19 protein-coding genes are annotated in these 25,454 nt (G+C 46.7%); 15 read left to right on the forward strand and 4 right to left on the reverse strand.

The window, feature by feature from the left end; translation table 11 throughout:
- The first annotated feature begins 287 nt into the window (after positions 1-287).
- The 11 genes from BGP75_RS04875 (at position 288) to tkt (ending at position 13,701) form a co-directional block, all read left to right on the forward strand.
- Positions 288-1,208 carry an ABC transporter substrate-binding protein gene (locus BGP75_RS04875; RefSeq protein WP_076715921.1) on the forward strand — a complete coding sequence of 307 codons (921 nt, stop codon included), beginning with the start codon at positions 288-290 and terminating at the stop codon, positions 1,206-1,208.
- A 242-nt stretch (positions 1,209-1,450) separates the two neighbouring features.
- The gene (locus BGP75_RS04880) at positions 1,451-2,482 is read left to right on the forward strand and encodes a LacI family DNA-binding transcriptional regulator (RefSeq protein ID WP_076715934.1); all 1,032 of its coding nucleotides are present in this window, start codon (positions 1,451-1,453) and stop codon (positions 2,480-2,482) included.
- A 166-nt stretch (positions 2,483-2,648) separates the two neighbouring features.
- Positions 2,649-3,992: an extracellular solute-binding protein gene (locus tag BGP75_RS04885; RefSeq protein ID WP_143820983.1), complete on the forward strand. Its 1,344-nt coding sequence runs from the start codon at positions 2,649-2,651 to the stop codon at positions 3,990-3,992.
- Positions 3,993-4,394: 402 nt separating this feature from the next.
- A complete protein-coding gene (locus BGP75_RS04890) occupies positions 4,395-5,039 on the forward strand; it encodes a carbohydrate ABC transporter permease (RefSeq protein WP_233152846.1) in 645 nt (214 codons plus the stop codon).
- Complete coding sequence (locus BGP75_RS04895; RefSeq protein ID WP_076715938.1) at positions 5,032-5,847, forward strand: carbohydrate ABC transporter permease; 816 nt, start codon at positions 5,032-5,034, stop codon at positions 5,845-5,847. Before BGP75_RS04890 ends, BGP75_RS04895 begins: the two co-directional genes overlap by 8 nt.
- A gap of 115 nt (positions 5,848-5,962) precedes the next feature.
- Positions 5,963-7,078: an ABC transporter ATP-binding protein gene (locus BGP75_RS04900; RefSeq protein WP_076715939.1), complete on the forward strand. Its 1,116-nt coding sequence runs from the start codon at positions 5,963-5,965 to the stop codon at positions 7,076-7,078.
- Positions 7,079-7,342: 264 nt separating this feature from the next.
- Positions 7,343-8,419, forward strand: a complete 1,077-nt coding sequence (locus BGP75_RS04905; protein WP_076715942.1) for an alcohol dehydrogenase catalytic domain-containing protein — start codon at positions 7,343-7,345, stop codon at positions 8,417-8,419.
- A 12-nt stretch (positions 8,420-8,431) separates the two neighbouring features.
- Entirely contained in the window at positions 8,432-10,006 is a 1,575-nt protein-coding gene (locus BGP75_RS04910; protein WP_076715943.1) for an FGGY-family carbohydrate kinase, read from the forward strand.
- Between the two features lie 24 nt (positions 10,007-10,030).
- Complete coding sequence (locus tag BGP75_RS04915; RefSeq protein ID WP_076715944.1) at positions 10,031-10,690, forward strand: HAD family phosphatase; 660 nt, start codon at positions 10,031-10,033, stop codon at positions 10,688-10,690.
- A gap of 15 nt (positions 10,691-10,705) precedes the next feature.
- The gene (gene tal / locus BGP75_RS04920) at positions 10,706-11,674 is read left to right on the forward strand and encodes a transaldolase (protein WP_076715945.1); all 969 of its coding nucleotides are present in this window, start codon (positions 10,706-10,708) and stop codon (positions 11,672-11,674) included.
- Positions 11,671-13,701: a transketolase gene (gene tkt, locus BGP75_RS04925; protein WP_076715946.1), complete on the forward strand. Its 2,031-nt coding sequence runs from the start codon at positions 11,671-11,673 to the stop codon at positions 13,699-13,701. The genes tal and tkt overlap by 4 nt, the downstream gene beginning before the upstream one ends.
- Before the next feature lie 166 nt (positions 13,702-13,867).
- Here tkt and BGP75_RS04930 read toward each other — a convergent pair whose 3' ends face one another.
- On the reverse strand, positions 13,868-15,574 hold the full coding sequence (locus BGP75_RS04930) for a formate--tetrahydrofolate ligase (RefSeq protein WP_083704631.1): 1,707 nt from the start codon (positions 15,572-15,574) through the stop codon (positions 13,868-13,870).
- A 376-nt stretch (positions 15,575-15,950) separates the two neighbouring features.
- Here BGP75_RS04930 and BGP75_RS04935 point away from each other — a divergent pair, with 376 nt between their 5' ends.
- Complete coding sequence (locus BGP75_RS04935) at positions 15,951-16,580, forward strand: PolC-type DNA polymerase III (RefSeq protein WP_076715947.1); 630 nt, start codon at positions 15,951-15,953, stop codon at positions 16,578-16,580.
- 674 nt (positions 16,581-17,254) lie between these two features.
- Positions 17,255-17,839, forward strand: a complete 585-nt coding sequence (locus BGP75_RS04940; protein WP_233152842.1) for an HNH endonuclease — start codon at positions 17,255-17,257, stop codon at positions 17,837-17,839.
- 130 nt (positions 17,840-17,969) lie between these two features.
- Here the strand turns inward: BGP75_RS04940 and BGP75_RS04945 are convergent, their stop codons facing one another.
- Complete coding sequence (locus BGP75_RS04945) at positions 17,970-19,292, reverse strand: HDOD domain-containing protein (protein ID WP_143820985.1); 1,323 nt, start codon at positions 19,290-19,292, stop codon at positions 17,970-17,972.
- A gap of 154 nt (positions 19,293-19,446) precedes the next feature.
- Entirely contained in the window at positions 19,447-20,682 is a 1,236-nt protein-coding gene (locus tag BGP75_RS04950) for an HDOD domain-containing protein (protein WP_076715951.1), read from the reverse strand.
- Positions 20,683-21,158: 476 nt separating this feature from the next.
- On the opposite strand from BGP75_RS04950, the gene BGP75_RS04955 reads away from it, so the two are divergent.
- Together BGP75_RS04955 and BGP75_RS04960 are read left to right on the forward strand one after the other, a co-directional pair.
- A complete protein-coding gene (locus BGP75_RS04955) occupies positions 21,159-22,829 on the forward strand; it encodes a methyl-accepting chemotaxis protein (RefSeq protein WP_076715955.1) in 1,671 nt (556 codons plus the stop codon).
- A gap of 174 nt (positions 22,830-23,003) precedes the next feature.
- The gene (locus tag BGP75_RS04960; protein ID WP_076715958.1) at positions 23,004-23,837 is read left to right on the forward strand and encodes an HDOD domain-containing protein; all 834 of its coding nucleotides are present in this window, start codon (positions 23,004-23,006) and stop codon (positions 23,835-23,837) included.
- A 120-nt stretch (positions 23,838-23,957) separates the two neighbouring features.
- On the opposite strand, the gene BGP75_RS04965 is transcribed toward BGP75_RS04960, so the two are convergent.
- Positions 23,958-25,190, reverse strand: a complete 1,233-nt coding sequence (locus BGP75_RS04965) for an EAL domain-containing protein (protein ID WP_076715961.1) — start codon at positions 25,188-25,190, stop codon at positions 23,958-23,960.
- Positions 25,191-25,454 lie beyond the last annotated feature (264 nt).

The following is a 25,454-nucleotide window of genomic DNA, read 5'->3' on the forward strand; positions in this document are numbered from 1 at the left end:
GTATAGACAAGCACGATATCGAAGCCGCCACCGTAAAACTATAGCAGTCTTAGGTTCCTTAGGTTCCTTAGGTGCCTTTGTCTGTTGTTGATCACTCTGTTCATTGTTAATTCTATATGCGACAGAATTTGTGTTATCAAGCTATTCAAATATTTGAAATACCTGTCAGAGGGTGGTAGAGTAACCGGACGGTTAAACGTTTAACTTTGTTTCTAGGAGAAGTTATCAGTTGATAACCGATTTGCAGCTTGAAAGTTCTTATATTCACCAAAAGTGAGAGGTCAGATGTGTTTTCGATAAGTAAAAAACTGACTTCATTGGTGGCTGTTTTCAGTTGCCTGATCGGATTTTCCGGCTCGGTTCAGTCTGAAGGATTGAAAATAGGCATGTCCTTTCAGGAACTTGATAATCAGTATTTCGTGGCAATGAAAGAGGCTTTGGAGGGAGCTGCTGACTCTATTGGTGCTGAGGTCATTGTCACTGATGCTCGTCATGACGTTGCTAAACAGATTAATGATGTCGAAGGTATGATTGAAAAGGGTATCGATATTCTGTTGCTTAATCCCACCGACTCGGTAGGGATACAGTCTGCGGTTTTATCGGCCAAGCAAGCAGGCGTCGTGACTGTAGCCGTTGATGCTCAGGCTGTAGGACCGTTGGATTCATATGTGGGTTCAAAAAACTATGAAGCCGGATATCTGGCAGGTCAGTACCTGGCAGACAACATTGGAGGAGAAGGCGAGGTTGCTATTCTTGATGGGATTTCTGTTGTTCCTATTTTAGAGCGTGTTCGCGGATTTCAGGATGCCATGAAAGAGTATCCCGGCATTAAGATTGTTGCCAAGAGGAATGGCAGACAGGAGCGTGATGTTGCCTTGAGAGTAAGCGAGGCTATGCTCTTGAAATATCCGGGCTTGAAAGGGATTTTTAGTGTGAATGATATAGGCGCATTGAGTGCCTTGGTTGCCATTGAGACCAATGATCGGAACGTTAAGCTGGTTAGTGTTGATGGGCACCCGCAGGCTATCCAGGCCATTTTGAAACCAAACTCAAGGTTTATTGCCACGACAGCGCAGTATCCTCGCGATCAGGTACGCCTTGGGTTGGCAATGGCGTTAGCTAAGTTGTGGGGGAGTAGTGTTCCGGAAGTTGTTCCGGTCAATGTAACCCTTATTGATCGAACCAAAGCTTCCGATTTCAATTGGTAAGTATATTTTGAGAGCGGTCTATCTGTGCTCCTAATGCGCATATCAGTGTTTTGGTCTGTGAGAATCTGAGGCTCAAAGTTGAAAAAAATCAATCATGGTGCTAAAGTTTTTTTGCTATGTTAAACGTTTAACAGAAAGAGTTAAACGTTTATAAGTCTAGGTTAAACGTTTAACATTTTGTAAATTGCCCAGTTGACTGATGCTTTGATTATAAGAATTAAGTACCTGAGAGGTCTGGATCTTTGAAAAAATCGATTTCGATTATTGACGTGGCCAAGAGTGCTGGTGTTTCCAGCGCCACTGTATCCAATGTCTTTAGCGGTAAGAAACCTGTAAGTGACGAGCTGGCAAAACATGTTCGCTCGGTGGCGGATCAGCTGGGTTATAGCGTGAACCGAACAGCATCTGTTCTACGCAGTGGCAGAAGCAAAATTGTAGGGATTCTGGTTCCTGATCTTTCTGATCATTTCTTTACATCGATTATTACTGAGATAGAACGAATTGCAGGAGCCAGCGGTTATGAAATTATTGTTGGCAACTCAAATAACGATGTGAATGCCGAAGAGCGTCGGCTTAATGCTTTGTTGTCCTGGCGACCTGCCGGCATGGCCGTTTTTCCTTGTTCTAATGAGGTTCCGGGTCGCGTTCTTGAGGAACGCAAGAACCTTCCTTTTGTCATCGCTGATCGTTTTTCGGGCGAACCTGAGGTCGATACCGTTGCAATCGATAATTTGCACGCAGGTTCAATCGTTGCCAACTGTCTGGCTGAGTTCGGTCACCAACGTGTTCTGTTATTGGGATCTGATCTGGAGTTGGAGCCTATTCGCCTTCGTTGTGAGGGAGCGCGCAGAGAAATCGAACAATCGGGTGGTGTGGCTGAAATTGCTGAGGTTGGGGCGAACCCGCATATTGGTGCAGAGCGTCTTGGTCGTTGGCTGGATAGTCACGATCGGCCGACAGCGATCTGTGCGATGACAGATATGGTTACGCTGGCAATTTTATCCTGTTTTGCCCAGCGAGGTATCAAGGTGGGTGAGGATATTTCACTGATTGGCTTCGATGATTATTTGTGGATGTCGGCCCGAATGACCCCTTTGACTGCGGTGTGTCAGCCCGTTGAAGCAATCGCACAGTCTGTGTGGGACTGTCTTAATGCAAGAATGAACGGAGACGATTCGGACACCAAACATATTGTCCATCGTTGTTCTCTTTCGGTGAGGGAATCAACTCGTCCTGCCGGGAATTTAAACATTCAGTTGGATAAAACCTCATAAGTATGCCGTTGGTTTTGTCAGGGGGTTTTAAGAATATCCCTGTTTAGAGGGCATCAGGTTCCGTATGGAATCAACGAATCAAACACAGGATGTGTGTTGATATGAGGAGCTGTTGATTGGCTCCTTGGAAGTAGAATAAAACGAAAAAATAAGAAGAGGTGCGGCTTTGAAAAAATTAATAGAGAAGTCTGGAATGATCTCCGCATTGGCCTTAGGGCTGGCTGCGGCGGATGCAGGTGCAACAGACTGGAATAAAGAATTAAAGAAGCATGACGGCGTTAAGCTGCGTATTCAAACCATCCAAGATCCGTTTATCGATTCTCTGAAAAAAATTAGCCCGGATTTTGAAAAGCTAACAAACTCGAGTGTGGAAATCGAGGGTTTTGGCTACGATCCGCTGCACGAAAAGCAGATTCTCAACTGTTCTCAGCGTGATGATCAGTACGACGTGCTCTTTATTGACGGTATCTGGACGGGTGAGTTTGTTGAGGCCGGCTGTATTGATCCGATCGAGAAGCGGGTGGGAAGAACTAATCCCGAAGTAACTGAAATGGATGATTATATTGAGTCCTTTACCGGGCAGGCGTATTGGAACGGCACGCTTCAGTGTTTACCTGTTGCCGGTTATTGGCACATGCTCCATTACCGAAAAGATCTGTTTGAAAAGGCAAATATTAAGGTTCCGGAAACGTTTGCAGAGCTTAAAGCTGCTGCAAAATTCTTCTCTGAAAGTCCCGATTTCCCTGGTGTTGACGGGATGGCAATGAACTTCCAGCGTGGATCAGCCGCTGGCCAGCAGTTCTTTGAATGGATTTATTCGGCTGGTGGAAAACCCTGGGAAAGCAATTACCCCGGTTCCAATGCCCCCTACAAGGATCAGACTCCACTGTTCAATTCCCCGAAAGCGGTAGAGATGGTTCAATTCTTTAAGGATATGGTGCCTTACGGACCTCCAGGGGTTGAACAGTTTGCCTGGGATGAGCGAGCGAACGCATTTACTCAGGGGAAGGTGGCGATGATCAATAACTGGTCAGTACGTACTCCCTTGTTTACCGACCCTAAGATTTCCAAAGTATGGGACAAGTTTGACGTAGCTATGTTCCCTCACGCTGAGGGTGAGAAGTCTGTGCCTCCGGTGGGAGGCTGGGTTATGTGTCTGAATGCTCACTCCAAGCAGAAAAAAGCTGCATGGGACTTTATGAAGTGGTTCGCCAGTCCAGAAATTCACAAGAGTTTTGTACTGGCCGGTGGTCCGCCAAGTCGACACTCTGCGATGCAGGATCGGGATATTATTGCAGCTCAGCCCTGGGTGCCTACACTTTATGAATCATCGAAGAAAGCTTGGGCTGAATCACGTCCTCGTCATGCGATGACTTTCGAAATGATTGATGCTTTGGGTCTTCAGGTGAACCGCGCGATAGTCGGTGATGCTACTCCCCAGGAGGCAATGGATAGGGCTAACGAGAATATCACCAAGATGCTCACTCGAGCAGGATATATCGACAAGTAGTGACTCTAGGCCCCCTAGACTCTAGAGCCTCTAGATTGTCAAAGGTAAGGGGCTTGGCTCCTTACCTTTTCAAATAGGGTGGTTGTGGTTTTTGATGTAAAAATATATTTAGGCGATACGATGGCACAAATATCTTATAGTCTTGGCAAATTGGTGCTACCGCTTTCGAAAATAGATTTAGATAAACGAGCTGGTTTTTTATTTATATTTCCTGCTGTTCTTTATTTAATTTTTTTAAGTGTGTTTCCTTTTTTGTACTCAGTGTACTTGAGTTTATATGACGTTAAACTAACACGTCTGGATAAAAAATATTTTGTGGGATTAGAAAACTACCTGAATCTTCTCAATGACCCACTTTTTTTGAAATCAATATTAAATACCGCGATTCTAACTGTTTCTTCAATGGCAATTGAAATAGTTCTCGGTTTTGTTTGTGCAAAGATATTTCTGAGCTTACGGGAACAAAGGGTAGGTCAGGTATTGCGTTCAATGTCTATTTTACCAATGATGATTACACCAATCTGTGTAGGATTGATTTTCAGCTATATTCTGAATCCGACATTAGGTATTGCCAACTATTTACTTTCAAATGTAGGTGTTGAGCCTCTCTCATGGTTTGGTGATCCTTCTGTTGCACTGCTTTCCGTTATTCTGATTAATGCCTGGCAGTGGACACCTTTTATGATGCTGTTGATGTTAGCTGGCCTGGTTTCGATCCCGGACTCCTTGTACGAAGCGGCTGAGCTTGAGGGGGCTAAGTGGTATCACGTTGCCCGCTGGGTCGAGCTACCCGCCATCAAGGATGTGATCCTTATCGGTATCATTCTTCGAGTCATCGACAATCTTAAGTTATTCGATCTGGTTTATGTCACTACTCGTGGTGGGCCCGGTGACGCTACCGAGCTGGTTACATTCTTTGCCTATCGCCAGGATTTCCGGTTTTTCCAGGTAGGTTATGGTTCTGCTGCCGCGGTGCTGATACTGCTGATCAGCATCATTATAACGACCATCGCAGTAAGGTACTTGCGGAGAATGCAAAATGACTAAATCAAATAATCGGTTAGCTGTAATTGCTGCGCTATTTATTACCCTTATATTCACCGCACCAATTATCTGGATGGTATTGGCTGCATTTAAAAACATTTCAGATATTTATGCTATTCCGCCTGTCTGGATACCGGACTTTAGCTATTTGGATAACTTTGTCTTGTTATTGTCCGAAAATTGGCAATACCTTTTGAATTCGGTCATTGTGACTTTAGGAGCAACTGCTGTTTGTATGGCTTTTGCCTTGCCTGCCGCATTTGGTCTGGTCAACTATAGATTTAAGGGACGAAATTTTCTTGCAGACTGGATTCTCAGTACTCGAATGATGCCACCCATTGCGGCAGCAGTGCCTTTGTTCATGGTCTTTAATACCGCTGGAATGCTGGATACCATCGGTTCATTAATCATTGTTTATGCGGGTTTTAACCTCCCCTTTGCCATCTGGGTATCAATGTCCTTTTTCAGGAATATACCCAAGGAAATTATTGAAGCAGCTCGAATTGAAGGCTGTACCTGGGGACAAACATTCCGGACTGTCGCTTTGCCGTTAGCTAAAAGCGGTATCGCAACCGTATCCACGTTTGTCTTTATCTTTGCCTGGAACGAGCTGTTATTGGCGCTGTTTTTAACCAGCCGTGAAGCAAAAACCTTTCCTGTCGTTATTTCATCATTTTCGACGGTTACTAAGACATATTGGGAGCTTATTTCGGCTGCGACAATTATCCAGATACTCCCTCCGATTATTTTTACTCTGTTGATGCAAAAGCACATCGTTTCCGGCCTCACTATGGGAGCTGTAAAAAATTAGGGTATGGCGTCCGTCAGCGTAAAACCGCTGAGAACAGAACGGACTTATTCGCAGCTTCCATAGCTGGTGACAATAAATTGAGTATAAGAAATAGTTATTTCGTAGGGTGTTCGAGATGGGTGGAATAGTTCTAGAAAATGTATGCAAGTCCTTTGGTGAAGTCAGTATTATCAAGGATATTAATCTTGAAATACAAGATGGCGAATTCGTTGTTTTTGTTGGTCCTTCTGGCTGCGGTAAGTCGACACTTCTGCGAATGATCACAGGGCTTGAGGAGGTTTCTTCAGGGCGGGTTTTCATTAAAGGTCAGGATATGACTGATGAAAAGCCCTCATCCCGGAGTCTGGCGATGGTGTTTCAGTCCTATGCGCTGTTCCCCCATATCAGTGTTCGGGACAATATCAGTTTCGGGCTTCGTATTTCCAAGGCGCCGAAAGAGCTTATTGAAGAAAAAGTCAGTTACGCGGCAAAGACTTTAGGGCTGGAAAAATTGCTCGATCGCAAACCACGTGAACTGTCCGGAGGGCAGCAGCAACGGGTGGCGATTGGACGTGCGATTGTCCGGGACCCGACAGCCTTTATGTTTGATGAGCCGCTATCCAATCTTGATGCTGCCTTGAGAGTGCAAATGCGGGTGGAATTGATCCGTCTTCACGATTCTCTTAAGACAACTATGGTCTATGTAACCCATGATCAGGTTGAGGCCATGACTATGGCTAACCGAATTGTGGTATTACAGGCGGGCAGGATTGAGCAATTTGATACGCCGGTCGAGTTATATGATCGTCCCGTCAACAAATTTGTTGCTGGTTTTATCGGTTCACCCAAGATGAACTTTGTCAGTGCTCAGCCAGCAGCTGATAACCAGATAAGGTTGGTTGACGGAACACTGATCAGTGTTCCCGGTATTGCTCATGAGGACATGACTTCCAACATGACCGTTGGTATTCGTCCTGAGCATCTCGAATACTCCCATGAACAGGGTGACTGGTGCGGAACGATAGTTGTCGAAGAGCAGTTGGGAAGTGATGCTTTTCTGATTGTTGAGATTCCGGGGGTCGGCTCAGTCACTGTCCGCGCCGTGGGTGAACGAAACTATCACGGTGGAGAAACCATATATCTCACACTACCCAGACACCGCTGTCATGTTTTTGATAACCACGATAACCGTATTAGTCCGAATCTATCTACTCAATGTACCGGAACAGTCACTGCACTGCACAGTGCATAAAGAGAGTTATTTTTCAATCTGGCTCTAGTGATGAAACCGGGTGATTAACAGAGCTGCTAGCCGAGAATTAGCTGGCAGTTGCTGACTACTTACTTTTCCTTAGCTTAGCCATTTGGAAGAACAAATTGCCAAAAAGGAATGATAGGCCGTTGTCCTGAGACTGACAGGTATTGATAAGCAGTTCAACAGGGCAGTACTCGCTGCAAGCAAACATCAGCTTTTCCTTTATTCAATTCGCTCAATCAGCGTTTCAGGAGAGAATTAATGAGAGACATACCAGAAAATATGACCGCTGTGGTCTGTTACGCCCCCAATGATTACCGTCTCGAACAACGCCAGTGTCCGGTAGCGGGATTAAACGAAGTTATTATTCAAATAGAAGCCTGCGGTATCTGTGGCAGCGATTGCAAAGCAAGCTCGGGAGCCGATATGTTCTGGAGCGGTGACACTCCCTGGCTTAAGGCACCAGTTATTCCCGGACATGAATTTTACGGCAGAGTTGCAGAACTTGGTGAAGGTGCTGCTGAGCATTTCGGTGTTCAGGTTGGTGACAAAGTGATTGCCGAGCAGATAGTTCCCTGTGGTAAGTGCCGTTTTTGTACGTCAGGTCAATACTGGATGTGCGAAGTACATAATATCTTTGGTTTCCAGAAGGATGTTGCTGAAGGAGGTATGGCTGAGTACATGCGTGTCCCGTCTAATGCTCGGCTGCACAAGATCCCTGAATCGGTTTCGATGGAAGATGCGGCGCTGATCGAACCTATGGCTTGTGCCATCCATACAGTCAATCGGGCTGATATTCAGTTGGATGATGTGGTCGTCCTGGCTGGAGCCGGGCCTTTAGGGCTTTGTATGGTGCAGGTGGCTCGATTGAAGACTCCACGAAAACTGGTGGTTATTGACATGGTGGATGAGCGTCTTGAACTGGCGAAAACGTTTGGTGCCGATCTTGTCTTGAACCCTGCCAGGGATGACATCGATGCAGAGGTTCGAAAGTTGACTGATGGTTATGGTTGCGATGTCTATATCGAGGCTACCGGGGCTCCTGTAGCGGTTACCCAGGGGTTGCAGATTATTCGAAAACTGGGGCGGTTCGTAGAGTTTAGTGTTTTTGGTGCGGAAACCACGACTGACTGGTCAGTCATTGGTGATCGTAAAGAGTTGGATATTCGCGGTGCTCATTTGGGGCCCTACACTTATCCCGTGGCGATTGACCTGTTTCAGCGTGGCCTGGTGACCTCAAAAAATATCGTGACACATAGCTATCCGCTAAGTGACTGGGAAAATGCATTTGAGTTGGCATCGGGGGCCGATTCGATAAAAGTTTTGCTCAAGCCTTAAAGGAGGTGTTCCATGAGTTACGTTATCGGTGTCGATATCGGTACCCAGAGCACCAAGGCGCTGCTGACAGCGACAGATGGACGAATTCTGGCTCAGGCTTCAGTTGGATATCAAGTGGAACAGCCTCGTCCTATGTGGGCCGAGCAATGGCCTGAAGTCTGGCTGGAAGCCGTATATCAATCCACAGCTGAAGCTATTCAGTCTGCCGGAGTAATGCCGTCAGACATCAAAGCGATCTGTGTCAGCAGTTTGTATGGTGGTTCAGGAATTCCTGTGGATTCGGAGATTAAGGCGCTGCACCCCTGTCTTATTTGGATGGATCGGCGCTCCAACGAAGAAGTGGAATGGGTACGACAGCATATTGATATGGAGCACTTGCAACAGGTTACCGGTAATGGCGTTGATAGCTATTATGGTTATACCAAGATGCTCTGGTTGAAGCACAAGCAGCCTGAAGTGTGGTCAAGGACGCGATACCTGCTGCCACCCAATAGCTATGTGCAATATCACCTGACTGGAGAGCTTGCTGTAGATCATAGCTCAGCAGGAAATATCGGCGGGATTTACGACATCAGCTCTCGTACCTGGTCTGTATCCATGCTTAACGCTCTTGGTATCGATCCGGAGTTGATGCCTTCCCGACTTGTGGAATCCAATGAGATTGTGGGTCGATTGCTACCTGATGCAGCAAACCGGTTGGGTCTATTGCCCGGTACGCCGGTTGTCGCCGGTGGTGTCGATGCTGCAATGGCAACGCTGGCTGCGGGTGTAGTTGAGTCCGGTAATCATGTTGCGATGATCGGAACCAGTATGTGTTGGGGGTTTGTCAACAAACAGACAGATGCTCGCAATGGTCTGATCAGTATGCCTTACGTGCACAACGCAAGCGAGGATCTCTATATCTTTGGTGGCGCGATTACGGCTGGCGCATCGGTCAGTTGGTTTCGTGATCAGTTTTGTTCAGCAGAGCAACAGGCCGCCAGCCTTTTGCCCGAAATTGATGTACATGAGCTTATGGAGTTAGGGGCAGCTAAAACTCCGGCAGGCGCAGATGGTCTGCTTTTTCTTCCTTATCTGATGGGCGAGCGCAGCCCTGTATGGGATGCAAAAGCTTCCGGGGCTTTTGTGGGTCTTACGCTCTACCACAGCAAGGCTCATTTGTATCGCGCAGTACTTGAGGGGTTAACCTTTGCTCTGCGCCACAATATGGAATGCGGCAAGCTTGGGGCGATCAGTCTGGACCCGGAATTGATAGTGGTTGGTGGTGCGGCAAGCTCTGATCTGTGGATGCAGCTTATCGCTGATATCACCGGCTACCCTGTGTTGACTATTGAGCAGGAGGTTGAAGCACCCCTGGGGGGGGCTTTGCTGGCAGCGCTGGCTATTGGTGAAATCGCCAGTATTAATGAAATTCACAACTGGCGAACCCTGGAATCCCGTGCCGTTCCTGATCCAGCGAATAAGGTGATGTATGACCATATGTTCGAGCAGTACTGTGATATTTATCAAGCACTTAAACCAAATATGCATGCTTTGAGCCATCGTCAGGGTTTGCTGAGTAATGATTCCAGGCAAGCTGAACCTTAATCAAGCCAACTATCGAGTGTAAGTATGAAATACGCAATTTTTGATATGGACGGGCTGCTGATTGATTCCGAGCCGCTTTGGCAAAAAGCCGAGCAGGAGATTCTGCTGGAGCAATATGGCCTTGAATTAGAACTGGCTGAGGTTGCACGGTATTGCGGTACCAGTACCAGAGAGTTTGCCAATACAATGGCTCGTATCCATCCAGAGGCCTTGATAAAGCCGGATGAACTTCGAGAGGCTATTTTCGATACCATGGGGGCAAGAATTCATCAGGCGCCCTTGATGCCGGGAGCTGAAGAGTTACTTCAGTGGCTTTTACAGCAGAGTATCGGTTTGGCGATAGCCTCTTCATCGCCATTGTTGTTTATCGAATCCGTCGTCAAAAAATATGATCTACCGGTGCAGGTGTTTGCATCTGGTATCGAAGTTCCTCGCTCCAAGCCGCATCCTGCGGTGTTCGAGTTGGCTGCCCACAGGCTTGATGCTTTTCCCTGGCAGTGTCGGATCTGGGAAGACTCGGTGAATGGGCTGATCGCTGGCAAGGCCGCTGGGATGGAAGTTGTGGCTGTGCCGGGCTTAGCTCACCCTCGGCCTGAACAGTTTTCCATTGCCGATCATATCCATCGTAACCTCTATGAAAGTTTGGATAGCTTGCAACAGGTTGCTGCAGAATCCATTGAATAATACTTAGGAAGTACCATGCCCAGTTTGTTAGAGCAATTAAGACAATACAGCACCTTGGTGGCCGATACGGGGGATCTTGATGCTATTCGCCGATTTGTACCCCAGGATGCGACCACTAACCCCTCTCTGATTTTAAAGGCGGTGCAATCCGGCCAGTACGAAGCGCAACTTAGGGATGTTCTCACTACTGTCCGATATTCTGGAGGTAACCTGGATCAAGCAATTGACGAGGCCTGTGACCGTTTGATTGTGGTTATGGGAACTCAAATTCTTGGCTCCATACCTGGTCGAGTCTCTACCGAAGTGAATGCTCGGTTGTCCTTTGATCGGGATGCCAGTATCGATAAAGCACGCTATTTAGTGAGGCTTTATGAGGAGGCTGGTATTAGCCGTGATCGTGTTTTGATTAAACTGGCTGCCACCTGGGAAGGTATTCGTGCAGCTCAGGCTCTGGAGCGAGAGGGTATCCAATGCAACCTGACCCTGATTTTCAGTTTTGTTCAGGCTCGTGCTTGCGCTGAAGCGGGGGTTTACCTGATTTCCCCGTTTGTGGGGAGAATTCTGGACTGGTACAAAAAAAACAATCCTTCGAAAAGTTACCAGGCTGATGAAGAACCTGGAGTGTTATCTGTTGCTAATATCTATCAATACTTCCGCCGCCACCAGTATTCAACCGTAGTCATGGGTGCGAGCTTTCGCAATGTCGGTGAAATTCTGGCTTTAGCAGGTTGTGACCGTCTCACGATCAGTCCCGCGCTACTTGAGGAACTTGCTAACACCGAAGGTACTGTTGAGTCACAGCTAAAGGACTGTGGGGAGTATTTGTCTGTACCAGAGGTTCTTTCTGAATCTCAGTTCCGCTGGCAGCTAAACGAGGATGCTATGGCAACAGAAAAACTTGCCGAGGGTATTCGCGGTTTTGAAGGGGATCAGTTGCAGCTGGAAGCTATGTTAGCAGAGCGCCTGGAGGGTTGTGTTAAATGAAATCTGTCGAAACTATTGTGCCACAAAATCGTCGTATGTTAGCCAATGCTCTGCGAATGTTAAGTGTGGATGCTGTGCAGCAGGCAGGATCCGGGCATCCAGGTGCCCCCATGGGGATGGCTGACATCGCCGAAGTACTTTGGCGAGATCACCTGCAACATAATCCGGCTAATCCGCAATGGGCTGATCGTGACCGTTTTGTGCTGTCGAATGGTCACGGTTCAATGCTGTTATACAGTCTGTTGCACCTTAGCGGCTATGATTTGCCCATAGAGGAGCTGAAAAGCTTCCGCCAACTGCACTCCAGAACCCCAGGTCATCCAGAATATGGTTATACGCCGGGTGTGGAGACTACTACCGGTCCACTAGGGCAGGGATTAGCGAATGCTACTGGCCTGGCGCTGGCAGAAAAAATACTGGCTGCTCAATTTAATCGCCCCGGTCACGAAGTGGTTGATCACTATACCTATGCCTTTGTTGGAGATGGATGCCTGATGGAGGGAATCTCCCACGAGGTATGCTCTCTGGCTGGTACCTTAGCTCTCGGCAAATTGATTGTGTTTTATGATGACAACGGTATTTCCATAGACGGAGACGTTGAGGATTGGTTCAGCGATGACACTGCGGCGCGTTTCGGTGCCTATGGCTGGCAAGTGATCGAAGATGTGGATGGTCATAATGCTGAGGATATTGAGGGGGCTGTGCAAAAGGCTAAGCAGGATACTTCTCGACCCTGTTTGATCTGCTGCAAAACGACTATTGGTTTTGGTTCACCCAACAAGTCTGGCAGTCACGACTGTCATGGCGCACCTCTGGGGGAGCAGGAAGTTGCTGCGACACGGATGCAGCTGGATTGGGATTATGGACCCTTTGAAATACCTGATGCGATTTACGCGGACTGGGATGCGCGAGAGAAGGGCGCTGCGCAGGAGGAGTCCTGGCGATTGCGGTTTGAAGCCTATCGGGAAGCTTATCCGCAGTTAGCCGCGGAGCTGGATCGTCGTCTGCAAGGTCAGTTACCATTGGACTGGGATCAACGGCGCGATGAACTGCTACGTCATTGCCAGTCTGAAGGTCGCTGCCTGGCCTCTCGTAAAAGTTCTCAGGAGGTGTTGGAAGCACTTGGGCCCATATTACCGGAACTTCTTGGCGGATCGGCAGATCTTGCCCCATCTAATCTGACGCAGTGGTCAGGGTCCGTTTCAATATCGGCGGATGAAAGCGGTGGTAATTATATTCACTACGGTGTCCGTGAATTCGGCATGAGCGCGATGATGAATGGCCTGTCACTGCATGGTGGCTTTATCCCTTATGCGGGCACCTTCCTGATGTTTATGGAGTATGCTCGCAATGCCGTGCGGATGGCGGCGCTGATGGGGATTCGCAATATTTTTGTTTATACCCATGATTCCATTGGGCTGGGGGAGGATGGTCCTACCCACCAACCAGTGGAACAGATAGCAAGTTTGCGTCAGACTCCTAATATGGAGGTATGGCGTCCTTGTGATGAAACTGAAACCGCTGCTGCCTGGTGTGCGTCGCTTGAGCGTGTCGAGGGTCCGAGTGCCTTGGTGCTCTCACGTCAGAATTTACCAGCAGTGCCTCGTAATGAATTACAGCTGCAAGCTATCAGTCGAGGTGGTTATATCCTGCGGGATTGTACCGGAACTGCACAGTTGATTTTATTGGCGACCGGCTCTGAAGTCTCACTGGCACTGGCCGCAGCTGACCGTCTTATGGCGACGGGGGTTTCTGTTCGAGTGGTGTCATTACCTTGCCTGGAGCGTTTTGAAAAACAAGATAAGGCTTATCGTGATGCTGTGCTTCCAACAGAGGTGCGCGCCAGGTTTGCAATTGAGATGGCACACCCGGAAAGCTGGCATCGCTATGTCGGGCTGGATGGTAAGGTTCTGGGAATGAGCACCTTTGGGGAGTCAGCTCCTGCTGGAGAATTGATGAAGCACTTTGGGTTTACGGTCGAGCAGGTGGAAGTAATCGCCAGGGAAGTACTGGCTAACGTTGAATAGGGGCTACTGAGCGTAAAAGTATCAGAGGGGAATCAGGCTGATCCCCCTCGGCGTCTGACCAAAGCTGCAAGATCACCAATGCAGAGTGCAAGAGATAATCTTACTAACAAGTGACAAACTTACAACAGGGAACGACTGGGGATGTAGTCGTTCCCGGAATTGCCTGTCAGAACAGACCGATGACATTCCCTGTTTCGTCGTCAATATCAATTACCTCAGCAGAGGGTTTTTTAGGTAGCCCCGGCATTGTCATGACATCGCCTGTCAGCACAACGATGAAACCCGCACCGGCAGCCAGACGAACTTCACTGAGCGGAACGTCAAAGCCTTCAGGCCGTCCCCGCAGTCCAGGATCAGTCGAGAATGAATACTGGGTCTTAGCCATGCAAATGGGCAGGTGACCATATCCACCTTCCTGAAGGGCATGGATTTGATCACGTAGCTTCTTATCAGCGGTAATGTCGTTCGCACCGTAGATTTTTGTCGCGATAGTCTTGATCTTGTTCCACAGGCTCATATCGTCTTCGTACAAGTAATTGAAATCAGTCGTGTGATTTTCAATTTGATCAACCACTTCGTGAGCAAGATCTATTGCTCCTGCACCGCCATTTGCCCAATGGTCACAAGGGATGACCTTAACGTTCAGGTAGTCACACTTGTCTTGAACAGTCTTAACTTCGTTATCTGTATCGGTAACGAATTTGTTGACAGCCACAACAACAGGAAGCCCAAACTGGTGTATGTTCTCAATATGCTTTTTAAGGTTCTCCACACCTCTGGAGACAGCCTCACAGTCTTCTGTACCCAGATCCTTAAGCTCGACACCACCGTGAAGTTTCAAGGCGCGAATTGTGGCAACAAGAACAACGGCATCAGGAACCAGGCCTGCCTTTCTGCACTTGATATTGAGGAACTTTTCAGCCCCCAGATCTGCGCCGAAGCCAGCTTCAGTTACCGTATAGTCTGCGAGTTTCATGGACAGCTTAGTGGCACTGACGGAGTTGCAACCGTGAGCGATATTGGCAAAAGGTCCGCCATGTACGAATGCGGGCGTACTTTCTAATGTCTGTACTAAGTTAGGCTTGAAAGCATCTTTCAGTAGCACGGTCATAGCGCCGTGAACATTCAGTTCTTTGGCAGTAACCGGCTTTTTGTCGTAAGTCTGGGCAACAACGATATCACCCATTTTCTGCTTCAGCTCTGCAAGACTGTTAGCGAGGCAGAAAATAGCCATAATTTCAGAAGCAACAGTAATATCAAAGCCACTTTCACGAGGGATTGAGTTACCAGGGCCACCTAAGCCCAGATTTATCTGGCGTAGTGCACGGTCATTCATATCCATGACTCTGCGCCAGGTGATTCGACGAGGATCAATATTCAGCTGATTCCCCTGGTGAAGGTGATTATCCAGTGCGGCTGAGAGTAAGTTATGGGCAAGGCCAATGGCATGGAAATCACCGGTAAAGTGCAGGTTGATTTCTTCCATCGGAATGACTTGTGAGTAGCCACCACCGGCCGCGCCACCTTTCATTCCAAAGCAAGGGCCCAAAGAGGGTTCTCGGAGGCAGATAGCGGATTTTTTACCAATTTGAGTTAAAGCATCGCCAAGACCGATAGTGGTTGTCGTCTTTCCCTCACCTGCGGGTGTCGGATTTATTGCTGTAACCAGTATCAGTTTTCCATTAGGGCGGTGCTGAACGCTTTGGATAAAATCGAGGCTCAGTTTAGCCTTATCCTTGCCATACTGTTCAATTTCACTTTGAGGAATATCCAATTTCTCCGCAATTTCCTGGATCGGTTTTCCAGTTGCTTCGCGGGCTATTTCGATATCGGACAAGTGTTTTTTATCGCTCATTTCTTTATTCGCCGTCATGTTGGGAGCCTTGTTATTGGACTTGAGCAGTATATCAATTGAGTCGAGTCTGCTTGGTTAGTCTATAGCGACACTCACCTATCGATACGCGACAGGCAGAGGATCCAGATCTGTTCTAAATGATATTTCTAAATAAAACACTGGTGAGGAATGGCGGATTGGATCGAATGTCTGTGACAGGTTTTCTGGATTTTGCCCGGTCATGACGTGCGAGCGATAATCGATCGGGGATATTAAATTATGTCCAGGAATAGTCTCGATGGATCACACTCAAACTATTATCATCAGAGTGCTGTTTGTAACCAGCAACTTCCCGGAAATCTCTTAGGAATCCGGCAATGCTCTCTTGCTGATAAAATTCTTACCTGGAAAATAAATGATAGAAAAAGCCCATAGCAGAAACGCAGATTCCCTTGTTGTGCTTGATTTTGAAACTACAGGACTTTCTCCCAATAGTGGAGACAGGGCCATTGAGATTGGTGCTGTATTGATAGAAGGAGGTCGAATAGCAGATCGTTTTCAACAATTAATGAATCCTGGGCGACAGGTGAGTCAATTTATTTCGCAATACACGGGTATTACTAATGCTATGTTGCGAGACGCAGCTCCTTGCGAGATCGTTATGAATGAATTTGCAGACTTTATCGAGGGTCATAATTTAGTTGCCCACAATGCGTCGTTTGACCGTTGTTTTTTGGATGCAGAACTACTGCGAATAGGACGTAATTATAGCGGTGGGTTTGCCTGTTCCATGCTTGCTGCCCGTCGCCTGTATCAGGATGCTCCGAATCATAGATTGAGCAGTTTGGTTGCTTACAAACGACTCCCTACCGACGGTGTGTTTCACCGTGCATTGGCAGACGCGGAAATGACAGCGCATCTTTGGTTACAGATGTTGGAGGATATCGGGCAAATCTATGGATATCAGGATGTACCTTTTTCCCTTATGCAGAAGCTGACGCGTACCAACAAAAAAGCAGTTGCAAAGCTGTTGTCCTGTAAGTGACTGGTTGGCGCCCCGCTAATAAGCGTGGTCAGTACAATCTTAAATCAAAAGGCTTGCCGATAGATCTGACCGGTGCCTTGGTCTGCTGTCGGTTTACAAAATACATATGTAAAAATGGTAGGCCTGAAAGGAACAGCAACATTAGTTATAGAAGTTTTAGCTCTTATGATAAAACAAGTTATACACAAGCCATGGTTGTTGAGGTACAGCTAGCGAGTTTTCCATTAAAGGTCAATGCGTATTTCTTCATGTAATATATTGAAAATTATATCTGTTTGTTTTTATTGAATAATTTTTTATTTCAGATCAAACTTTAATCAACTATCTAAAAATCCCATAAGTGCTGGCCAGGGATGGCTTTATGCAGAATTTACACACAGAGATACCCACAGTTTCTGTGTGTGGGTATTGGTAGATTATCTGTGTGTCGACCCCCGTTGATTAAAAGTGGCGGTTGGCGGTTCTTCATCCTCACCACAGAGGTGATCGATCAGGGGGAACGGTTGAAAAAGGCCTGGTGTTGTCAAAGCTCAAACAGCATCCCGATAGCCGGTTCTGTAGTGGAATGACTTTTTTATGTTCGAAAAACGGGGTTATGGGGCACTTTTAGAAAATTCAATAATCTCAGATGAATAGAGGATTTACTATACTTGGATTCAGTGGAATGTGCGAAAGTGGCTGAATATATGCTATATAAAGGTATGGTTGTCAGTATTTTGAGGTTAAATAAAACAGGGCTTCCCCTGTCATGGCTCTCCCGCGAAGAAGCCGCCACGCTATATGTTAAAGAGCAGGTAGTATGGAGCTTGGGGGACGAACAGTTTCGTCTCCATGGCGGGATCAATCGGTGTGGTGAGCGCTCGTATTTAGATGTAGCACCAATCATCGCCTGTGATGGTTCGGTTCGCAGCCATCCGTTTGCGCCGACGTTGAGTAATCGCTTTTTATTCCGTCGTGATGGTCATCGCTGCATGTATTGTGGCTTTCAATTCAGTGACAGTCAGTTGACCAGAGATCATATTATTCCAAAAGTTCAAGGTGGTGCCGATTGTTGGAACAATGTTGTAGCGGCATGTCAGCGGTGTAACCACCATAAGGGTGGGCGCACACCCGAACAAGCGAGTATGGAGCTGTTAGCTGTTCCTTTTGAACCTAATCTATTTGAATTTATGTATTTGGCTAATCGTCAGATACTTGGTGATCAGATGGAGTATTTGCAGTCTCGTTTTTCTGGACAGCGTATATGGGAAGCTGCCTGATAAGAACGTCTTGTTTTTGGTACGCACATTGTTTATCAGACTCGAGCCCCTAACTGCGGCGTTTGTTATTTGATGTGGAGGCAGCACCCTGGGAGTGAGGAAAGCTGAGATTAGCCTCCTGAAAAACCTTTTAATGCAAGGACTGCCCCATTTGGCGGTATTGAGCGATAAGTCCTTTCCAGTCCTTGATTCTCTTGTCTATTCCCAGGCGCTGCAAGTAGCTTTTAGATAATCGATTGCTAAGATCCGTGTTCATACCGTTACTGGTTGCTGGAATGACTGCATCAGCGATGTGTACAGCGGTAAGAGGACTGAACTCTGTGTCAGCTGAAAGTTGAGGTGTGTGATGAAGTAGCGCCACCTCCACAACAGGATTGGGTAGATTCCATTTATTTAGCAGATAAGCTGCTGCTTCACCGTGATAAATTCCCAAGAGCTGTTTTTCCGCACAGCAAATACCTATTTGATGTTCGGTCGCGTGTTTCATTACGCTCTGGTAGTGGGCGGGATCTCTGGATGCCAGGATTAGATGACCGATATTGTGGAGCAGGGCAGCTAAAAAAGCCTGATCTTGTACAATTTTGCTGGCTTTTTGTTCAACACAAAGCTGGTGTGCCAGTCGTGCGACTAACAGTGATCGAAGGTTCATATGTTCAAATGAAAATAGTGACCATGATCCGTTTTGAGGGTATTTATGGGTAAGGTGCCCTGATAGGGCCAGTGCCCGAAGATGCCTTATCCCTAGTAGTGTTACAGCATCTTTTATATTGCTGATCTGACGACGAAGTCCGAAAGAAGCCGAGTTAACCAGCTTCAATATGGTCGCCACCAAAGCAGGATCCTGGCTGACGATATGGCTGATCTGGTCAGTGCTACTCTGTTCAGAGCCCAGCAGGCTGTTTAGTTTTTCATAGATTGCCGGCGGAGTTGGCAGCTGACTATCGGTGTGCAGATAAGACTTTATTGCTTGCTTATTCAGCAAACGGTTTATTTTAACCAAATACTCTAGGGTTCGCGCAGTCTCTTCAATTGTTGAGTGATCAGAAAATACCTTATGAGCATGGTTCAGTGACAATTCATGCTGTTGTTCACTCATCGGCATTCCCGGTAGCTGAACTCTAACAGCTATGGGTTGCAGAGCGCGAGCTTTGACCAAACATCGCCAGCTCTGGTGAATATGTTGTGAAGAGACTATTGCAATAACGTGATAGCGGGATTGCTCAAGAAAACTGAGCATACTTTCTACATCGTCAGTTCTAAGGATGTCCCAATGCCGACCAGTCTGGTTAATTTTACTTTGCCAGTCGAAATAAATACCCTCGGTATCCAGCATGAGGACTTTTAATCCGCATTTCTGTTTGCCGACGCGAGCACCAGCGTCGGGCGATCCTGTCACTTGGGGATCAGGGATGGGAATTATTATATCCTGCTTGTCGATTGCTCCGGCGACCATACTCACAGCCTGAACTATTTCATAGAAACCTGTCTGGATATTACAGCCATAACGAAAAGTATAGCTGCTTTTCAGATGCGAGAGCAACGAAGGGCTGTGGGGTCGTTCAGGGATCCTGATTCGGAGCTATCTTGATCCCGGTGGTTCTCAGTGACTATTTTGAGTTTTGATATAGATTAGCGGTGATTTTCCAACGAGGTATTTCCTTATCAACTCCGACACGCTTCAAATAGTCCATTGACAGGGTATTTGATAAATTGGCTCCGATCTCTGTCTCTGCTTCGGCTAACAGCGAGTCAGCGATATGTACGGCGGTCAAAGGGCTGAACTCTGAACCCGGAGAAAGCTGAGGAGTGTGGTGAAGCAGTACCGCTTCGATAACCGCAGCGGGTAGTTTCCAGTGAGCCAGTAAATAGGCGCCAACTTCACCGTGAAAAAGTCCGAGCATCTTCTTTTCGACACTGCATAACGGCGCTTTTTTCTGAGCTGAAATGACCATTATCTTTCGATAGAGCTGCGGATCCTGAGACGCCATCACCAATACACCCAGATCATGTAGCAGGCCGCCGATAAAAGCCTGGTCCTGAATGGCTTGGCTGGCTTTTAGATCGCGGCATATCTGGTGAGCTAGACGTGCCACGAGCATTGAGCGTTGATTTAAACTCTCGAAAGAAAAATAGGACCAGTTACGCTGCTGTGGATAGAGACTGACCAGGTGTCCAGATAAGGCTAGAGCCCTCAGCATTCTTATGCCCAGTAGTGTGACCGATTCAGTGATGTTGCTAATCTTTCGATCCAGGCCAAAGTATGCGGAGTTAACTACACTCAGGACCTTGGCTGCAAGCGCCGGGTCCTGGCCAATGATACGACTGATGTGCGTAGCATTGCTCTGATCTGAACTGAGAGCTTCATTTAAGTCTTTATAGACTTTCGGGGGGGAAGGTAGCTGTCCTAATGAATTTATATATTCACGGTTTTTCTGCTTGTACAGCAGGCGATTTATTTTGATCAGATTTTCAATACCTTCTGCCACCTCTTCCAGAGGCTGCTGGTCTGAGTAGACTCTGTGCACCAAGTCCTGAGTACGGTTTTGCTGGCCTCTGCTCAGTGGCATTCCCGGGAGAAGAATACGTAGTGCTCGTGGCTGAAGATTAATGGCTTTGACTAAGCAGTCTTGATCTGCGTGAATACGTGTTGAGGAAGCAACGACGACTGCATGATATTTTGATTCTGAAAGGAACGAGAGCATTGCTTTGTTGTTGTCGACCCGAAGAACATCCCAGTGACGACCTCCCTGGTTGATCTTGGAAGCCCAATCAAAATATTCCCCCCGAGAGTCTAGCATTAGAACTTTAATAGGAGCTGTTTTTGAGTTGACGACTGCGGTCATTGTTTGTGATCCACTGCATATTATGGGGTCTTGGAGTACCCGGTTGTTACTCCCGCCTGAGCACTGTTGTTATTCCTGCCGGGCACAGATGTCACGCTCGCCCGGCGCTACTGAATTGTCGTCAAGACTATTCTATTTGTGGATAAATCGAATTGATCCAGGCAGGTACTTCGGTCATTAGTTGATCAGTATGAAGTTTGATTGATGTAGGTCAACGTCTTTTTTGTTTCTGTTGATATCGCGCTTTCTTATTTTCAGTGAGGTTTAGTTTTGAGATTGTTAGCGGGTATTGAACAGGGTGTTGAATATTCTTGTCAATTGCCTCAAGGCTCGTTATCCTTCCACGAAAGGTATGCGACTAAAGTACTATTTTTTGGCGATATGCTTGTAATCCCATAGGTCTGTTCATAACAACTATAATATGGCCAGGGCTCTCTGATACTTGGAAGGGACTCTGCCTGCTATGAGGTCAGCTCATGAAATCTTTTAGTGTTCGCAATAAGATAATGCTTTTAGTACTTTTATTTCTGTTGATGCTGGTTGGCCTTACCGTCAATAATCTCAGTAGTAGCCGCGTGCTTAGTGCAAATATCCATCACCTTTCCGATGTAAACCTTCCTCTCTTTAAAGCAGTTTCTGATGTTAATAAAACACTTTTAATTCAAGCGGTTGAGGTTGAGAGAGGGCTTAGTCATGCTCAAAAGTCGCAAGCTGTCGAAAGCTATGGTACTCACAATATTGAGAATTCTCTGGTTCAGTTTCAGGCTTTGTCTAAGCACCTGCAAGAGTCTTTAAGTTCCGCAGTAGAAATTCTTGAGAGCTTCCCTGCCAGTTCTACTAAAAGCTCATTAAATGATCTGTTTGCTGAAATTACCGCTAATCAACAGGACTATCAGGCAAATACTGTTGAAGCATACAAGCTCTGGACTGGCAGAGGGCTGTTTAAGGCAAGGCAATTTACTAAGAAGGCTACCGCAGCCAAGATAAAAATTGATGGGGCAATGGAGCAGCTAAATGCTTTGATTGACCAGTCAACTGCTGAGTCCATAGTGGAAGTGGAAGAACTGCAGAAAAGTGATAATACACTGATGATCGGAGCGACTCTTACGGCTGTTTTGGCGGGTATAGCAGCCAGTTTTTTATTGATCAGAAATATCGTTGGTCCGTTGAATCAAGCTGTAGCGCAGGCAGAGAAAATGGCTGAAGGTGATCTCAGGGAGTCTGTGGATACCATCATTGACCGGCAGGATGAGTTAGGAAAGCTACAGAGGGCCATGCAACAGCTGTCTCAGCAACTGAACAATACGATAGATGGCGTCCTGCATTCCACTGAGGATTTGGAAGAGGCATCTCAACAACTAGCAGAAGTGACACAGGATTCTGCTCATTTGATTGAAGAGCAGCAGCAACAGACCGCCCATATTGCTCAGGCCATACATGAAATGAATAGTACTGCGTTGCATGCTTCAGAGAGCTGTACGGTGGCATCTGAAGCCGCACAGGAAGCAGATTCTGCTGCACAGTCGGGTAAAAAAGTGGTACACGAAACGATTGATTCGATTCGCAATCTTTCCAAGGATATCGAAGGTTCCGCGCAGGTTATTGAGCAACTTGAAGGAAATTCTCAGAGTATCTCCAAAATCCTGGGAGTAATTTCCGGCATTGCTGAGCAAACAAATTTGCTGGCTTTGAATGCAGCAATAGAAGCGGCGAGGGCTGGAGATCAAGGACGCGGATTTGCTGTGGTTGCGGATGAAGTCAGGCAGCTGGCGATGAATACTCAGGACGCAACCAGTGAAATAGAAAAGGTGACCGGACAACTGCGAGAAGACGCCAGTAAAGCTGTTGAGGTTATGGTCCGCAGTAAGCAGTCATCTCAAGATGTTGTTGTCCAGGCGCTACAAGCTGAGGAGGCCTTATCAACGATACATGAATCGGTCAGTAGGATTCGTGATATGAATGTGCAGATATCAGCGACTGCTGAAGAGCAGTCATCCGTGTCACAGGATGTTCGCAACAACGTTGATACTATTTCAAATATCGCACAGCGTTCTTCCGACTCTATTAAGATATCTGCTGATTCCAGCAAGCGTTTAGACGACCTGGCACAGCGTTTAAGCCAGCAAGTCCATTTCTTTAAAACCTGATCGAGCATTGTCTGTCCGAGGATATATTAAATTTGCTCGGTTCAGTGAGATTCCTCCAGATCTTCTACAAAGGCCTATACTTCAAAGGCTGACATACTCTCTGTGCAGGTGCGGGAAAGCCCTCACTGCTTAAGAGTTGTTGACAGACTCTAATAGCTTGGTCGGGAGTGATATATGAGTTGGTCGGTGACTGAAACAGTAGCAAAGTGTGAAGACATTGCATCCTTGCCGGAAGCCTATCACAAAATATCAGAGAAGCTGGACCAGCCAACGACAACGAATAATGAGCTTGCGGAGGTAGTCAAATTAGAACCTGGTATTACAGGTAAACTGTTGAGCATTGTTAACAGTGCGTTCTATGGTTTTTCCAATACTATCTCCACAGCTTCCCAAGCTATTTCTATTGTCGGTCGCAATGATTTTAGGAACCTCGTTCTCGGTACTACAGTCGCTGAGCTTTTTGAGCAAATTCAGTCGGGAACCTTCTCAATGAGGGACTATTGGGAACATGCGTTGCTCTGCGCAATATGTAGCAAAATGCTGGGTGAACAATGGAAGATTAAGGAGGACAGAGAAGCTCTGTTTATTGCTGGATTATTGCATGATGTCGGTAAGTTGGTGATTGTCCAGGTGCTACCGGATAAAGCGGAACTACTGATTCCGTACTGGCAAGATAACCCCTTTGAGTATTCTTTTGAACAGCAACTGCTTGGATTTGATCATGCTGAAGTTGGAGCAGAGTTGATGAAAAGCTGGGGGTTGCCCGGAATTCTCGTTGAAGCCACCGGTTGTCATCATCAGCCAAATAAAGCCGAGATAAACAAGCATTCATCTCATGCTGTCTTCATCGCAAATGTTCTGGCCCATAATGATGAGCATAGAGTGGCTGAAGCTTTGGCTCAATGCAGGGAAGCAATAGCTATCAATGATGATATTGATACACTGCTGGAGTTGCAGCAGGAGGCTTTACGCAAGCGTGAGACGCTCATTGGTATCTTTTTGGGTTGATCTTTTATTTTGTTTGAATTCATCTGTTACTGGAGCAGTTCTGCTTGCCATGAACGTAGCACATTCAAGTCATTAGCTTAGAGCATTCAGGCAGTGAAGGTTTAAGCCTGATTCTTCAGGTTAAGGCTGGGGCCAAGTCTTCAGCAGAGTCATGAAGGCTTGTTCAGGAATTGGCCTGGAATATAAATATCCTTGCCCACAGTCACAGTTGAAGTCTTCCAGCACCTGCTGGTCTTCTGTTGATTCGATGCCTTCGGCAATGGTGTTCATACCCAGGGAATGGGCCAAGCTACAAAGGGTTCGAACGATTGCTTCACTTTTACTGTTATGTCGCATTGTTGATACGAATGAGCGATCTATTTTTAAGGTGTCTATCGGGAATCTGTGTAAATAGCTGAAACTGGAATAACCGGTACCAAAGTCGTCGAGCGCGATTTTAATGCCAAACTGTTTTAATTCTGTCAGCACGTCTGCAATTCGAGGTGGATTGCTCATCAAAACTGATTCTGTAATCTCAATCTTCATGTTAGTTAAATCCATATTGCCATCGGTCAGAGCCTTCTTAATACCTTCGACTTGCTGTTGGGTTTCAATCTGTCGGCTTGACAGGTTTACACTGACAAAAAAAGAGCCAGGATCGTTATCCATAGCAATAACCCGCTTGAAATCCGATAAGGCTCGTCCTGCTTCTTGAAATATCCAATAACCTATCGGTACGATCAGACCGGTTTCTTCTGCCAATCCAATAAACTCTAAGGGGGGGATCAGGCCTTTTTGGGGGTGAATCCAACGAATTAAAGCTTCACAGCCCAATACTCTTCCATTGGTCAGATCAATGATGGGTTGATAGTAGAGTTGCAGTTCTTTATTTTCCAATGCACTTTGGAGGCTATGCTCGTCATCTAACCGGCGGGCTGCGATGCTTGTTTGGTGTTTTAGATGGGATTCCCTTACTTCAGGAGCGTTCGGATCATTATCCAGTGTAACTCCTCTGGAAACCTGCTCGACCCTGATTCTCATTTCCCGGTAGCGTTCCAGTACCAGTTTGATTAATAATACAACGGTCGGATCGGCTACCTTAATGAGGCGCTGGATATATTCTTTAGGAATGACAAGCAGCTCGGCATCACCGAGTACTGTTGCGGTGGCTGACCTGACTCCGTCATCAATAAGTGCCATTTCACCGATGAGGTCCCCTCTTTTGGCTATTGCAAATTGAATATCCAGTCCATTTATCCGGGTTGCGAGCCCTATTTCCCCACGATCTACAATATAAGCGCAATCACCAGCGTCTCCTTCGCCAAATATGACAGCACCAGCCGAAACATGTTTCCGGTAACCACAAGCATCCATATTTTATTCCACCTTTATCAGAATGAAGATGCGTTAACCATACGAAATGTCTATGAGGATGGAGACTCTGTAGCAGCGAAGCTACCTGGGAAAGGCGATGAGCGTCCAACAATTCACAGTCTGCTAATTTTTGCATAGTGTAGTTGTCTGCTATTGGCAACAAACTGAGTATAGCAATGAACCCATGATTAGACGGAATTTATGTACACTTGTTTTACTTAACAGCTCTCTATAGAAACGCGAGCTGACCTTAAGTGCTCAAGA

It is taken from the genome of Motiliproteus sp. MSK22-1, assembly GCF_001968815.1.
GTDB lineage: Bacteria > Pseudomonadota > Gammaproteobacteria > Pseudomonadales > Balneatricaceae > Motiliproteus.

What these genes read in the sequence shown, in the direction of transcription:
- BGP75_RS04965 (WP_076715961.1), bottom strand. Translation starts at nt 25,190, where the DNA reads ATGGATGCTTGTGGTTACCGGAAACATGTTTCGGCTGGTGCTGTCATA.
- BGP75_RS04930 (WP_083704631.1), bottom strand. Translation starts at nt 15,574, where the DNA reads ATGACGGCGAATAAAGAAATGAGCGATAAAAAACACTTGTCCGATATC.
- BGP75_RS04950 (WP_076715951.1), bottom strand. Translation starts at nt 20,682, where the DNA reads ATGACCGCAGTCGTCAACTCAAAAACAGCTCCTATTAAAGTTCTAATG.
- BGP75_RS04900 (WP_076715939.1), top strand. Translation starts at nt 5,963, where the DNA reads ATGGGTGGAATAGTTCTAGAAAATGTATGCAAGTCCTTTGGTGAAGTC.
- tkt (WP_076715946.1), top strand. Translation starts at nt 11,671, where the DNA reads ATGAAATCTGTCGAAACTATTGTGCCACAAAATCGTCGTATGTTAGCC.
- BGP75_RS04890 (WP_233152846.1), top strand. Translation starts at nt 4,395, where the DNA reads ATGGCAATTGAAATAGTTCTCGGTTTTGTTTGTGCAAAGATATTTCTG.
- BGP75_RS04910 (WP_076715943.1), top strand. Translation starts at nt 8,432, where the DNA reads ATGAGTTACGTTATCGGTGTCGATATCGGTACCCAGAGCACCAAGGCG.
- BGP75_RS04915 (WP_076715944.1), top strand. Translation starts at nt 10,031, where the DNA reads ATGAAATACGCAATTTTTGATATGGACGGGCTGCTGATTGATTCCGAG.
- BGP75_RS04960 (WP_076715958.1), top strand. Translation starts at nt 23,004, where the DNA reads ATGAGTTGGTCGGTGACTGAAACAGTAGCAAAGTGTGAAGACATTGCA.
- BGP75_RS04955 (WP_076715955.1), top strand. Translation starts at nt 21,159, where the DNA reads ATGAAATCTTTTAGTGTTCGCAATAAGATAATGCTTTTAGTACTTTTA.
- tal (WP_076715945.1), top strand. Translation starts at nt 10,706, where the DNA reads ATGCCCAGTTTGTTAGAGCAATTAAGACAATACAGCACCTTGGTGGCC.
- BGP75_RS04945 (WP_143820985.1), bottom strand. Translation starts at nt 19,292, where the DNA reads ATGGTCGCCGGAGCAATCGACAAGCAGGATATAATAATTCCCATCCCT.
- BGP75_RS04905 (WP_076715942.1), top strand. Translation starts at nt 7,343, where the DNA reads ATGAGAGACATACCAGAAAATATGACCGCTGTGGTCTGTTACGCCCCC.
- BGP75_RS04895 (WP_076715938.1), top strand. Translation starts at nt 5,032, where the DNA reads ATGACTAAATCAAATAATCGGTTAGCTGTAATTGCTGCGCTATTTATT.
- BGP75_RS04935 (WP_076715947.1), top strand. Translation starts at nt 15,951, where the DNA reads ATGATAGAAAAAGCCCATAGCAGAAACGCAGATTCCCTTGTTGTGCTT.